We start from the raw sequence: 13,897 nt of genomic DNA on the forward strand, positions 1-13,897 counted from the left end.
TCGCAGCCAGCAGCAGACCAAACCCGGTTTTCGCCACAATTTTCCTGAACAGTTTGCGATTCATGCATCACCTCCGAACTGTTTGCGCCCCAGGTAAAGGTAGCTAATGGTCAGCAGGGCGATGATCAGGAACAGGACGGTCGAGGCCGCCGAGCCGTAACCCACATCCTGGAATTCCACCAGTTGCTGACGGGCATAAACCGACATCGACATGGTGTCCTCGCTGTTGGAGGTGAGCACGTAAATCACATCGAACACCCGCAACGCATCCAGAACCCGGAAGATGATCGCCACCATCAGTGCCGGATAGATCAGCGGCAAAGTAACGCGGAAGAACACCCGCACCGGGTGGATGCCGTCCACCTTGGCCGCCTCGTAGCAGTCCGACGGCAGCATCTGCAGCGCCGCCAGCGTCAGCAGCGCCATAAAGGGCGTGGTTTTCCACACGTCCACCATGATCACCGCCCACATCGACAGGTCCGAATTGGCCGTCCAGTTCAACGGCTCAGCGATCACGCCCAGGGTCATCAGCAGGTCGTTGATGATCCCGAACTGATCGTGGAGCATCCAGCCCCACATCTTGGCCGACACAATGGTGGGAATGGCCCAGGGAATCAGGGTGGCGGCGCGGATCAGGCCGCGCCCCCGGAACTGGGCATTCAGGGTCAGGGCGATAATCAGCCCCAGCACCGTTTCAGCTCCCACGGAAACCACCGTGAAGAACAGCGTATTCCAGACCGCCCGCCACCAGCTTGGATCCGCCAGCACGCCGTACCAGGCGCCGTTGTCGTACACCAGGTAGTTTTCGAACCCGATCATGCTGTAGGTGCTGATATCCGAGAAACTGGCATCGGTAAAGCTGAACCAGATGGTGCGCATCAGGGGCCAGCCGGCTACTGCCGCCAGTACCACCAGCATCGGGATCAGAAACATCCAGGCCGCACGCAGGCGCTGACGATGCACCCTGTTGTGCCGCCGTGTAGGGGAAACGGACCGGGCGAGTGACTGCTCGCCCGCGTCCGCGTTTGCTGAGGTAAAGGTCGGATCAGCCATGGTCATTACCAGCCGCGACGTCCGAGCCGCTTCAGTTGGGCATCAAGCTTGCTCAGCGCCTGTTCCGGCTCGGCCTTGCCCGCCAGCACATCGTGGGTGGCGTTGAAAAAGGCATTGCTGACCCGGCCATACTGGTCTCCGGTCGCCGAGGAAGGCCGGGGAACACCATTCTTGAAGGTTTCGAACAGTTCACCAAAGAACGGAACCGCCGCAAGCACTTCCTCGTCCTGATACAGGTCCGGAATGGTCGGGTTATAACTGCCCTGAATGGCGCGGCGCTTCTGCTCTTCATAGCTGGTCAGAAAGTTCACGAGAGCGGCGGCTTCGTCCACATTTTCCGAGTATTTCGACACCGCCAGCTGCCAGCCACCCAGCGTACCGGCGTGCCGGCCGTCCTCGCCGCCGCGGGGCAAAGCAACAACCCCCACCTTGCCCTTGACCGGGCTGTCCTCACTCTGGGCAAGGCTCCAGGCATAGGGCCAGTTGCGCATGTACAGCGCATTACCGGACTGGAACACACCCCTCGCCTCTTCCTCGGTGTAGTTCAGCACACTGCGGGGCGATATGCCGTCAATCCAGGTACTGGCCAGCCCAAGCGCCTCTGCAGCCTGCTCATTGTTGACGGTAACTTCACCCTCGCCGTTGACAATCGTGCCGCCATTAAAGCTGGCAATCCACTCAAGCGCATTGCAGGTCAGCCCCTCGTAAGCCCTGCCCTGCCAGACATACCCCCAGAAGCGGTCATTGCCGGCCTCGCGCTCTTTGGTCATCACGGTTTTGGCGGTATCGGTCAGTTGCTGCCAGGTCTCCGGCGTCTGCAGGCCGTACTTTTCCAGCAGGTCCTTGCGGTAATACAGGACACCGGCGTCGGTAAACCAGGGCATGGCAACCAGACGGCCATCCACCGTGTTGTTTGCCACAAGCGCCTGGAAGTGACCACTTTCTGCCCCGTCGGTGTACTCCGACAGGTCCACCAGGTGACTGGCCAACATACCGGGCCAGACCACATCGATCTGGAACACATCCACATCACCGGAGCGGGCGGCAAACAGCTGCTGGTACAGCGACAGGCGTTCGGTGGCCGAGTTTGGGGTAGAGACAATCTTGACCTCATGGCCGGTTTGCTCCGACCACGCCCGGGTACCTTCTTCGCAAAGCTGCTTCTCTGCCCCGACGGCGCCACAGGAAATGGTGATCGTTTTAGCCTGTAGGCCACCGGCCAGCAGGCTGACGGCGAGACCACCTAGAATCCACTGAAGTCCACGGAATCTGAACATGATGCTTACCTCATTTTGTTATTGTCAGTATCAGAACCAGATTTCCATCTGGGTACCAAAGGTCCACTGGCTGCTGGCAAAGTCCTCCTGGCCGAGGGCGTCGCCGCCATCAAAACCATTGAGCTCGTCGTCCCAGGTAGAATAGCTGGCAAATACGCGGATCTCGGGACGATTCCAGAATCCGCCTACCTGAGGCTTGAAGGTCGGTGCAATGGTAAAGCGGGCGTAGTCGCCGTCCACGTCACTGCGTCCCTCGTAACCCTCGGCGTTGAGGTCCATGACCTGCCAGGAGGCCTCGTACTGCATCTCGAAGTTGGCGCTCAGTTCGTTGGCCAGGCGGGTGTTGATGGTCAGCCACTGGTACTCATCCCCTTCCACATAACGGTCCTTGCTGGTTTCCGCCATGATCATCGGGGCGAGACGCCAGCTATCGCTCAACCTTGTGGTGCCGTAGACAGCCACACGGGTACTGGCGGCGTCTTCATGCAGGTTGCCATCGGCGCCGATGTTCTTGACCTCGGCCCCAAGGCCCTGGCCGTGCAGCAGCGCTGCCTTGAAGTTGCCATCGGAAACCCCGAAAAAACTGTCGCCGTGGTAGGCCAGCATGGTGTTCACACCGGTGTCGGCCGCTTCCATAACACCGCCGACAACACGCTCATCGTTGTCCGCAGCGGACATGCCGTTGATCATCCACTGAACGTTGCCGAAATAGTTGTTGGCAGTGAGGACCAGGTTGTCAGTGTCCGAGGTGCCTTCGGTGCTGTCCGGGTCGGATGGGAAGTCCAGAAAGCTGCGACCGTACAGTGAGAAGTTCGAGCGAACCGAGTCACTGAAGGTCACGTCGTAGATACCGGCACCGGTACCCGCCAGGAACACAAAATCACTGTCGAGCCAGTGGATGTCGAAGTTGTCCCGGTCAAAGCGCTTACCGGCCCAGATCGAGGCATCCTCGAAAATACCGGTGAAGCTGGCGAGGTCGCTGAATTCGACATAGGCCTGACGCACGTTCAGGGCACCGTCGCCGGCGGTCCAGTCGTTGCTGGAGGTGGTGGAGTCGGCAATCATCAGGCGGTAATGGGCCTTGGTGCCGTTGTCCGCCACGGTCTTGTAGTTGAGGATGGCTTCCAGATAGGTATCCGGTTCGTTGCCCAGCCGGCCCACGGCACCGCCGACGGATCCGGCGGGGGTCAGGTAGGGACCACCGGGGGCGCTTTTGCCCTCGTTGTTCAGAAGTAGCCCCGAGCGAGCATAGGTGTTGAAGGAGAAACCCTGTTCACCCCGGGCGTGGGGCTCGACCTCTGCCAACTTCTGCTCCAGGGCTGACAGGCGCTCTTCCACACTTTCCTGAGCGTGGACGCCAATCGACAGACTTGCAAACAGTGCCAGGGTGACTCCCGTTGCCAAAGGAGAATGGCATGATGTGATACGAAAACTCATTATTGGAACCTCGTCTTGTTTTTGTAAGGTCTGATTTCCACACAGCTTTGAGTTAAAACTTAATGCTTTAAGTTATGTGATAAAAAACTCCGATGTTCATAACTACCGCTGTGGCATCAATGGATAAGAGGCTTCACATGTGCCCAAAACTGTCTTTGTTTCTCAATCATATTTGCTGGCTGCGCTTCGGGCGCAAACAAACTTAAATGATTAAGTAATGACCAAAGATAATTTCAGTAGATAGCTTCTGCAACCTTGAGGGGAACTTAATTTTAACTTAATTTTTCAGGCAGGAAGGCAGGCCAGGTCTGACCCGGCCTGCCAAAGTGTTACGATTTTCTCGGGTCTGTGGCGACAATCAGTTCATCGTTGCGATGACGGTCCCGGAAAGACAGCAGGCTCTCGACACCCTCGAAGCTCACCAGATCCCGGAAATCCAGCCAGTCCACCAGACAATACAGACAGATCGCCGGGTAATTCCACTCCTCGAACTGGCCATCATCGACCATCGCCGCCAGCGTTCTCAAGGTCATCATGATGCGCTCACGTTGCAGATTGAAAAACATGACATCAGCGTGAGTATCAAGGCCCGAACGTTCGGACAGCAGCAGTGTTACTGCGGAATCATTGGCAGCATCTATGAGGGTAAGCTGGTTCTCCTGATTCCAGGTCAGTGGATCCCGACACTGTATGGCGCTCAGATAACGGGCAATAATACGGGAATCGTAAATCTCCTGATCGCCGTCCACCAGCATTGGAATCTTCAGGGCCGGATTGTTGCGACGCAGTTCGTCACGCCCCTCGCCATAGATGTCGAGATTGACGAAATCATGGGGTTCTTCATCCAGCAATATGCGAATACGGCGAACGTAAGGGGATGTCGTCGAACCAATCAGTTTCATGTGTTCTCCAGTCTTCAGCGGGTCAAGTCCCTAGCAGGGAAGCGGGATCCGTATAAGCATGCCCGGTTGCCTGCGCCACCTCCCCGTAGGTTATCTTGCCCTGATATACGTTCAGGCCGTGCAGCAGATGAACATCCTCTCTCAACGCCTGTTCCGGCCCCCTGTTGGCCAACGCCACAATAAAAGGCAGCGTGACATTATTCAACGCCAGCGTTGACGTGCGGGCAACGGCCCCGGGCATGTTGGCCACACAATAATGTACCACGCCATCGACCAGATAGGTGGGGGCATCGTGGGTGGTCGGCCTGGAGGTTTCGGTGCAGCCGCCCTGATCAATGGCCACATCGACGATCACACTGCCTTCCGGCATACGCGAAACCATGTCACGGGTCACCAGCTTTGGTGCCGACGCCCCGGGAATCAACACCCCGCCGATAACAAGGTCCGATTCGATCACCGACTGCTCCAGGGTTTCGGCCGTGGAAAACAGGGTGCTGATCCGGTTCCCATACAGGTGATCCAGCTCCCGCAGTACGTCCATGTTTCTGTCCAGCACGGTCACCTGGGCCCCCAGCCCGATCGCCATGGCCACGGCATTCTGCCCCACTGTACCACCGCCAATAACCGTTACCCGGGCCGGAGCTACTCCGGGCACCCCCCCCAGTAACACGCCTCGCCCACCCATGTTTTTTTCCAGGCAATGGGCACCGGCCTGGATCGACATCCGCCCGGCAACCTCCGACATGGGTGCCAGCAACGGCAGACGGCCATGGCTGTCGGTGACAGTTTCATAGGCGATACAGGTAGCCCCGGAACGCACCAGATCATCCGTCTGCGCCTTATCCGGCGCCAGATGAAGGTAGGTAAACAGGGTGTGGTCCACGGTCAACAGTGCCCGTTCATCCGCCTGCGGTTCCTTGACCTTGACGATCAGGCTGGCAGCAGCAAACACTGCAGGCCCATCGTCGACAATCTGTGCGCCCGCGTCACGGTAGAGTCCATCGGAAAAGCCAATGGCGGCACCCGCTCCGCTTTCCACAAACACCTCATGGTTATGGGAGGTCAGCTCCCGCACAGCCGCCGGGGTCATGCCCACACGGTATTCGTGGTTCTTTACTTCCCTGGGGACGCCTATCTTCATCGGTCATACCTCTCCGGCCAGCGGGCAACAGTGTTTCCTGAAGCAAAGTGTAGTAAAAAGGTCAGGTACCGGAAGCAGCCATCAAATCACCAAGGAGGAGGAACACCCATGAAGACGATCACAACTGTCCTTTCTGCCGCCACTTTCGCAATGTCACTGACCAGCACACAGGTAATCGCCGACATGCAGACAGAAACCGTCGAATATACCGTCAATGGCGAAACGTTCACCGGCTATCTCGCCTGGGACGACAACGTCGAAGGCAAACGCCCCGGCGTACTCGTCGTCCATGAATGGTGGGGCCATAACGAATTTGCCCGCAACCAGGCTGAGAAGCTGGCCGAGGCCGGCTACACCGCCTTTGCACTGGATATGTACGGCTCCGGAAAAGTCGCCGATCATCCTGATGACGCCAAGCAGTTCATGCAGGAAGCCACCAGTGACATCGACAACATCAAATCCCGCTTCACGGCGGCGATGGAGCTGCTGCAGGACCATGACAGCGTCGATAGCAACCGCATTGCCGCCCAGGGTTACTGTTTCGGTGGCGCGGTGGTACTGAACATGGCGCGCCTGGGCGTCGATCTGGATGGCGTGGTGAGCTACCACGGTGCTCTCGGCAGCCCCATCAAAGCGGAAGCCGGCAAGGTGAGCGCCCGCGTGCAGGTATACACGGGCGGTGCCGATCAGATGGTACCGTCCGACCAGGTCGCCGGTCTGGTCCGGGAGATGCAGGATGCCGAGGTAGACCTGACCCTGGTGTCATTCCCGGGGGTTCTGCATTCCTTCACCAACCCGGAAGCTGACCGGATTGGCAAGGAATTCGGCATGCCGGTCGGGTATGACAAAGCGGCAGCGGATCGTTCCTGGGAAGGCACCCTGCGTTTCTACAATGAGATTTTTGCGGAATAACCGGCCACCAGAAGGACCGCTTCAGAGGGCACTTTCAATGGTGCCCTTCACTTCCTCCATCAGCGTGTCTACGGTCTTTCCGCGGGTCGCGACCGGTGGGTGGATAATGACTTCGATAACCCCCGGACTGAACGCCGCCGTGCCCTTGGGCAGGCGATCGTGAGAGCCCCGGATCGTCACCGGAAGAATCGGCAGCTCTCCGTCCCTGGCAATCACAAAACCGCCTTTCTTGAACGGCAGCAAATGACCATCCAGTGAGCGTGTGCCCTCGGGAAACAGGAGTATTCCGGTCCCGTCCGGCAGTTGGGCAACCCCCCGCTTGATACTTTCCAGGGCATCACTCCCTTTTGACCGGTCAATAAACAGGTTTCTCGAGGTTTCCAGTGCCAGCCCGAACAACGGTACTTTTCGCAGTTCCTTCTTGATCACCCAGCGATACTGCAGCCCCAGCGACAAGACCAGCGCCGGCGGGTCGAAATAGGAGGCATGATTACTGAGAATGACGTAGCGCTGCCCCGGAACAATATTCTCCCGACCTGTCACGACGAGTCGGATACCGGTTACCTTCAGGATGATCCAGGCAAAAACCTGGGTGCCATGGAACGCAGCATTGCCGCGCTTGCCCAGCAAGGCAGCAACAACGATCGGCAAGAACAGCACCAGGGTCAACAGGGCGGCCCAGAACAGAATCCAGGTAGCTTTGAGGAATCGCAGCATAGAAGGGGTTCCTGAACATCTCGACAATGCCCATCAATAATAGGCAACAAGGGCGTAAAGATTACACAGGGAGACTGGAATCACAAAATTCAGGAGGGGCCAAAGACATAAAAAAAGGCAGCCTCAGCTGCCTTTTTTGGCGGTTATTGCTTAATCCGTGAAGGGATTACAGAGCAACAACGTTCTCCGCCTGAGGACCTTTCTGGCCCTGGGTAACGGTGAACTCAACCTGCTGGCCTTCTGCCAGGGTTTTGAAACCGCTGCCCTGAATAGCGCTGTAGTGAACAAAAACGTCCGGGCCGCCTTCACGAGTGATAAAGCCAAAGCCTTTTGCTTCGTTGAAGAACTTAACAGTACCGGTAGTAGTAGACATACTTAAACTTCCTGAAATCAATCATATTATCTGCTGCCAGACACCTTCGTGGTGCGGGGTCAGCGTTTTGCGGAAATACAGAACTCGCGGAATCAAAAACAGGACGGTCACTACTAACTGCGGAGGTACGTCTTATTCATGAAATGCTTTGCTGAATCTTTCCTACGCGAAACACTCTACTCCTGAATCCGGGGATTGCCAAGGGTAAATTCAACAATTTGTGTAGGTAAAGGTACCCATCAGCCCCGCAATAGGCCAAACGTATAAATTCCCAGTGCCGTCATGAGGATGGAACCAATCACATGGGCCAATACACCGGCAAGGGCCACGCTCCACTTGCCCTCCTGAATGGCGGCAAACATCTCCAGTGAGAAAGTGGAAAACGTGGTCAGCGCACCACAAAGGCCGGTAATGGCAAACAACCGCCACTCCGGCGCCAGTGTGCTGCCGTGCATGAAGAAACCAATCAGCAGGCCGATCAGCCAGCCCCCGGCCAGGTTGGCCACCAGGGTACCGATCGGAATGGCATGATAGCTGGCGTTCAGCCACAAGCCCAGAGCCCAGCGGAGATTGGCGCCGATGACGGCGCCAACACTCACAGCAACGAAGGATAACCACATATCAGGTCACTGCCCGTTCATGCAGGGTTGTGATCAATCACTGTGTCCTTGTTACGGGCAAACTCATCAAACGGGAAGTCGTCCACGGTGAGCATTTCCAGCACCACCGCCTCGTACTGGCGCATGAATTCCGCCTCTTCCTTCGTGTAGACGCCTGCCTCCAGGGCCGCTTCGAAGCGCTCTTCCGGGTGCAGAGCGGTCATCGGCAACTCGCCCTTGGCGTAGGCCTTGGTGACCTTGCGGTAGAGCTGCTCGGCCTTGTCATAATCCTGCAGCAGCCCGTTGTAGCGCGCGACCGGGTTTTCCACCTTGCCTTCGCCATCGGTGGTCCAGGTACTCGCAATCAGCTTGCTGCGGATCGGCGTGTCGGTTGAAATCGCCCGGGCCAGACTGCGCGCCAGGTCATCATGGGGCGCATCCCAGTGACGGCCAAGTGGCATGGTCACTGCGCGCAAGGCTGTAGCAACCGGACGGTTAGGCAGGTTCTGCAGGAATTCGTCGAGCGCATTTTCCGTGCGATGAAGTAACAGTCCCAGACTGTATTCCATCACTTCCTTCTCACCTTCCACGGGCTGGGTTTCATGCCAGTTCTTCAGCACCATGGACGCCAGATACAGGTTGGAAAGCATGTCACCCAGTCGCGCGGAGATCAGCTCGCGCATTTTAAGTTCACTGCCCAGGGTGGTCATGGCGGCATCACCACACAGCCCAAAGGCGGCACTGAACCGGGCAACGGCCTGCGCGTATCGGCGACTTGCACTGTCAAACGGTACGTCCGCACGCCCTATCCCCAGCGCTTGAGTGAATGCGCGGGCGGCATTGCCAAAGATCAGGCCGGCGTGACCAAAGAAGGCATCATCGAACGCCTCGATGTCGTCGTTGTCCTTCGCGGCCAATTCCTTGAGCACGTATGGATGACAGCGGATCGCGCCCTGACCGAAGATCATCAGGCTGCGGGTCATGATGTTGGCACCTTCCACGGTGATGGAAACCGCCGCACCACTGAAACCAATGCCAAGATAGTTACGGGGTCCCAGGGTCACCGTCTTGCCACCGTGAACATCCATCGCATCGGTCAGCACGCTGCGCTGGAACTCGGTCAGGTGGTATTTGAGGATCGCCGACGGGACGGCAGGCTTCTCGCCCTTATCGATCATGTTGGCGGTGTGGTTAACCGCTGCCTGGGCAATGTAGGTCTTGGCGGCAATCCGCGCCAGGGGTTCCTGCACCCCTTCCATATCCGCCACCGGGGTATTGAACTGTCGGCGAATCCGGGTAAAGCCACCCGCCGTGCCCACGGCGTAGGCCGCGGCACCGGCCGCACCGGATGGCAGTGTGATACAGCGGCCCACAGACAGACACTCAACCAGCATACGCCAGCCCTGACCGGCCATTTCCTGACCGCCGATAATATAATCCAGCGGGATGAACACATCCTTGCCCCTGATCGGGCCATTCAGGAACGGATGGCCAATGGGGCAATGACGACGACCGATTTCCATGCCTTTGGTGTCACGGGGAATCAACGCACAGGTGATACCGTAGTCTTCCTGATCGCCCAGTAAACCATCCGGGTCAAACATGCGGAACGCCAGTCCTACCACCGTGGCAATCGGTGCCAGGGTGATCCAGCGTTTCTCGAAGTTGAGCCGGATACCTATCACTTCCTTGCCGTCAACTTCCTGCTTGCAGACAATCCCGGTGTCCGGCAGGGAAGTGGCATCCGAGCCCGCGCGGGGACCGGTCAGGCCAAAACAGGGAATTTCACGGCCATCCGCCAGACGCGGCAGATAGTGATTCTTTTGCTCTTCGGTACCGTATTTAACCAGCAACTCACCCGGGCCGAGGGAATTCGGCACACCAACGGATACCATCAGCATCTCATTGGCCGCCAGTTTCTGCAGCACCGCGGTTTGGGCCTTGGCGGAAAAATCCAGGCCGCCGTATTCCTTCGGGATAATCATGCCGAAGAATTTCTCTTTCTTGAGAAAATCCCACAGCTCTTTCGGCAGATCGGCGCGCTCGACCGCCACGTCCCAGGCGTTACACATGGAGATCGCCTGGGTACACTGGTTATCCACGAACGCCTGCTCTTCATCGGTCAGGCCGGTGTTGCGATTGATCAACAGGTTGTGCCAATCAGGCTGCCCGGTAAACAGCTCACCATCCCAGCCCACGGTGCCCGCTTCAAGAGCAACCTTTTCAGTTTCGGAGACTTTCGGTGCCACTTTCTTGAACATGGCAAAAATGCGCGGTGTCAGCCAGTTCTTGCGAAATCCGGGCAGCCCGGCTGCGGCGGTAACGCCGGCACCGATAAACAGAATCAGCGCCAGGGTTCCGGAGGCGAAAAACAGGGATATCAGCCCGACCACCACCATCACAGTAATGGCCGGCTTGGCACCGGACTCCCGGCGCATCACGGTCAGCAGACCGGCCACCGCAATCACGAACAGAATGAAAGTCATCATAGGGTCTCTCTGTCATTCATGGATTGAATATCGAAGACTACATTTCGTTACGTTCAAGGTAACCGATCGGATGATTCCTCGCCAGTAAATCACATCATGATCAGGCAGTTACAATCACACGAATACCTTCCAGCGACAGACTGGCCTGTGTGAGTGCCGATTTTGCCGCCTGGAACTGATCCTGGAAAAATCCGATTTCCTCGTCCCGGATGGCCGGATTCACTTTCTTCAGCGCTTCAAGGCGACGGATTTCGGGTTCAAACATCCGGCTTAACTGTTCCAGTGCTTTCTCACGCATCGGCTCCAGGTGAGGGTCCGCCAGCCTTTCGGCGTGATCGACCATGGTTTCTACCTGGGGGCGGATTTGCGGCACCACCGCCTGGGCCGTGCGGCGGCGGATATTGGAACAGAGGTCGTTCAGACGGTCATGGGGCAAGGCGGCGGACAAATCGCGACCATTGACATCCACTAGCAAGCGCAGTGGCGACACCGGCAGGTATCGTGACAACTGCAGCGACTCCGGCGCCGGGCAGTGGACCGTGAACAAGGCTTCCAGCAACAGTGTGCCTGGCGGCAGCGCCTTGACCGACAGGCTGGCGAGAGCGGCCTTGCCGAGGCCGGAGCTGGTCACCGAGTCCATCACGCCGGTTACCAGTGGGTGTTCCCAGCTCATGAACGCCATGTCTTCGCGCTCAAGTGCCTGCTGGCGACTCCAGGTGACCGTCAGGCCGTCTTCCGGTAATTCAGACACATGTCCGGCATGGTAGTGTTCGCCGGGCCGGAGTACATCGGCATGCTCGGAATGATCTTCCATATCCACGCCAAGGATATCGAACGCTTCCACCATGTAGTCCCGCACTGCGGCGGAGCCTTCTTCCTCTTCGATCTGTCGGATCAGGTCGGTCGCCACATCGCGGCGACAGGAATTCATCTCGATCAGTGCATCACGGCCATTCTGCAGCAATGCGTGCAGACGCCCGGCCTCCGCACGGGATTCCTTCAACACGGCGTCCAGCTCTGTAAACCCGCCATCCACCACACGCTGCCATTCGGCCTGCACCTTATCCTGGACCGCCACACCTACGGAACAACTCTCATTGAAGGCATTGAGTCCCTCATGGAACCAGCGGAACTGGGCTTCCTGAACGGTACCTTCCAGGTAGGGGATATGGATATCGATGGTGTCGGACTGACCGATACGGTCGAGACGACCAATACGCTGCTCCAGCAGGTCGGGATTGGCCGGCAGGTCAAACAACACCAGATGGTGGGCAAACTGGAAGTTGCGCCCCTCACTGCCAATCTCGGAGCAGATCAGCGCCTGTGCGCCTTGTTCGGTGTCCGAGAAATAGGCCGCTGCCCGATCCCGCTCGATCAGGCTGAGGTGTTCGTGAAACGCGGCACTGCGGATACCGGCCCGCAGCTGCAAATAATGCTCCAGAGCCATCGCCGTGCTGGCGTGGGCACAGATCACCACCATCTTGGCCGGCTTCAGACTGGCCAGGGTTTTCTCCAGCCAGGCGACCCGGGGATCTTCCGCAAGCCATTGTTCTTCGTCAAGCGCGCGTGCCGGCGCCAGATTGACCAGGCCAAACCGGTGGGACTGATAGCTGTCGGGACATGGCAGGGGTACAGGCAGGGCGCGCCGCTCCGGAAAGCCCTGAATGGCTGCGCGGGTGTTACGGAACAGCACGCGACCGGTGCCGTGGCGATCCAGCAGGGCATCAATGATGGCCTGTTTCGGTTCGGGGGCCTTTTCCAGTACCGCCAGCTCATCCCCCAACCAGTTCTTCAGGGCGGCGCGGTCTTCCGCAGCCAGACTGCCACCGTTATCCTGCAGCCGACGCACCACCTTGTTGATGGCTTCGTACTGCTGCTCTTCCTCACGAAAGGCTTCCAGGTCGTGGAACCGGGCGGGGTCCAGCAGGCGTAAACGGGCAAAGTGGCTGGCTACACCCACCTGCTCTGGTGTCGCGGTCAATAGCAATAACCCGCGACTGGCCGCCGACAAATCTTCCACCAACTGGTATTCCGGGCTCACCTGTTCCTGACTCCAGGCCAGATGGTGGGCCTCGTCCACCACCATCAGGTCCCAACCCGCCGCGACGGCGTCCTTCTGCGCCTGCGGGCTGGACTTCAGAAAATCGAGGCTGCACAGCACCAGTTGATCGCTTTCAAACGGATTAACCGAAAACGCATCCCCGAACACTTTATTGACCAGGGCGTCGACGTCATCCTCGTTTTCGGCCAGGGCATCGTAACGGCCCTGATCAATGATGGAGAAACGCAGGTTGAAACGCCGCAGCATTTCCACCAGCCACTGGTGAATCAGTGAATCAGGCACCACGATTAATGCCCGTTTGGCACGACCGGTATGCAACTGGTAATGAAGAATCAGACCCGCTTCGATGGTTTTGCCAAGACCTACTTCATCGGCCAGCAACACCCTGGGCGCATGACGGCTGGCGACCTCGTGAGCGATGTAGATCTGATGCGGCAGGTGTTGGGTTCGTGCCCCGATCAGGCCCTGGGCCGAGGATGCCCGTAAACGCTCCTGGTGCTGCAGGGTCGCGACGCGCAGTCGGAAAGCCCCGTTACGGTCAAACTGACCGGCAAACAGGCGTTGGTGCGGTGCCGAGAAATTCACCGAACTGCTCAGTTTGACTTCGGAGATCTGCTGGATGTTTTCGCCATCGTCCGCGTGGTACATCAGGACGCCACCCAGGTCTTCCACCGCCTGCACGGTGTAGCGATCGCCATCGAAGGTCTCGATCTCCTCACCGATCTGGTAAATGATGCGGGACAGCGGGGCGTTATCAATGGCGTAGGTGCGTTCTTCGTCGGCGGCCGGGAACCCGAGCGTCACCCGTCGCCCCGAAATATCGGTGACAATTCCTAGCCCGAGGCCGGTGTCACTATGGCTGACCCAGCGCTGGCCGATAACAAAATCCGATGCGTCCAAGAAACCTCCGTCGCGTTTCAATTCAGGGTGTCTGT

General features: G+C 58.1%; 11 protein-coding genes. 1 reads left to right on the plus strand and 10 read right to left on the minus strand.

The features are described 5' to 3' along the window. Positions 1-60: 60 nt before the first annotated feature. The 5 genes from EHN06_RS18565 to ald form a co-directional block, all read right to left on the minus strand. Positions 61-933, minus strand: coding sequence for a carbohydrate ABC transporter permease (locus EHN06_RS18565; protein ID WP_416332568.1), 873 nt, complete (start codon positions 931-933; stop codon positions 61-63). Positions 934-1,058: 125 nt separating this feature from the next. Next, positions 1,059-2,330, minus strand: a complete 1,272-nt coding sequence (locus EHN06_RS18570; protein WP_127333971.1) for an ABC transporter substrate-binding protein — start codon at positions 2,328-2,330, stop codon at positions 1,059-1,061. Between the two features lie 30 nt (positions 2,331-2,360). Further along, positions 2,361-3,767 (minus strand): carbohydrate porin, encoded by a 1,407-nt coding sequence (locus EHN06_RS18575; RefSeq protein ID WP_127333972.1) that lies wholly within the window; start codon positions 3,765-3,767, stop codon positions 2,361-2,363. A gap of 329 nt (positions 3,768-4,096) precedes the next feature. Then, positions 4,097-4,669: a glutathione S-transferase N-terminal domain-containing protein gene (locus EHN06_RS18580; protein ID WP_127333973.1), complete on the minus strand. Its 573-nt coding sequence runs from the start codon at positions 4,667-4,669 to the stop codon at positions 4,097-4,099. Positions 4,670-4,691: 22 nt separating this feature from the next. Further along, positions 4,692-5,810, minus strand: coding sequence for an alanine dehydrogenase (ald, locus tag EHN06_RS18585; protein WP_127333974.1), 1,119 nt, complete (start codon positions 5,808-5,810; stop codon positions 4,692-4,694). Between the two features lie 108 nt (positions 5,811-5,918). Between ald and EHN06_RS18590 the strand changes: the two genes are divergently transcribed. Beyond that, the gene (locus EHN06_RS18590) at positions 5,919-6,722 is read left to right on the plus strand and encodes a dienelactone hydrolase family protein (RefSeq protein ID WP_127333975.1); all 804 of its coding nucleotides are present in this window, start codon (positions 5,919-5,921) and stop codon (positions 6,720-6,722) included. Between the two features lie 21 nt (positions 6,723-6,743). Here EHN06_RS18590 and EHN06_RS18595 read toward each other — a convergent pair whose 3' ends face one another. From EHN06_RS18595 to rapA, 5 genes are all read right to left on the minus strand, one after another. Further along, complete coding sequence (locus tag EHN06_RS18595; RefSeq protein WP_127333976.1) at positions 6,744-7,439, minus strand: lysophospholipid acyltransferase family protein; 696 nt, start codon at positions 7,437-7,439, stop codon at positions 6,744-6,746. Between the two features lie 166 nt (positions 7,440-7,605). After that, positions 7,606-7,812 (minus strand): cold-shock protein, encoded by a 207-nt coding sequence (locus EHN06_RS18600; RefSeq protein ID WP_008172950.1) that lies wholly within the window; start codon positions 7,810-7,812, stop codon positions 7,606-7,608. A 239-nt stretch (positions 7,813-8,051) separates the two neighbouring features. Beyond that, positions 8,052-8,432, minus strand: coding sequence for a fluoride efflux transporter CrcB (gene crcB, locus EHN06_RS18605; protein WP_127333977.1), 381 nt, complete (start codon positions 8,430-8,432; stop codon positions 8,052-8,054). Positions 8,433-8,449: 17 nt separating this feature from the next. Continuing rightward, complete coding sequence (locus EHN06_RS18610; RefSeq protein WP_127333978.1) at positions 8,450-10,900, minus strand: acyl-CoA dehydrogenase; 2,451 nt, start codon at positions 10,898-10,900, stop codon at positions 8,450-8,452. A gap of 100 nt (positions 10,901-11,000) precedes the next feature. After that, positions 11,001-13,862, minus strand: coding sequence for an RNA polymerase-associated protein RapA (gene rapA, locus EHN06_RS18615; protein WP_127333979.1), 2,862 nt, complete (start codon positions 13,860-13,862; stop codon positions 11,001-11,003). Between the last annotated feature and the right edge of the window lie 35 nt (positions 13,863-13,897).

It is taken from the genome of Marinobacter sp. NP-4(2019) (assembly GCF_003994855.1).
In the GTDB taxonomy this organism is placed as follows: domain Bacteria; phylum Pseudomonadota; class Gammaproteobacteria; order Pseudomonadales; family Oleiphilaceae; genus Marinobacter.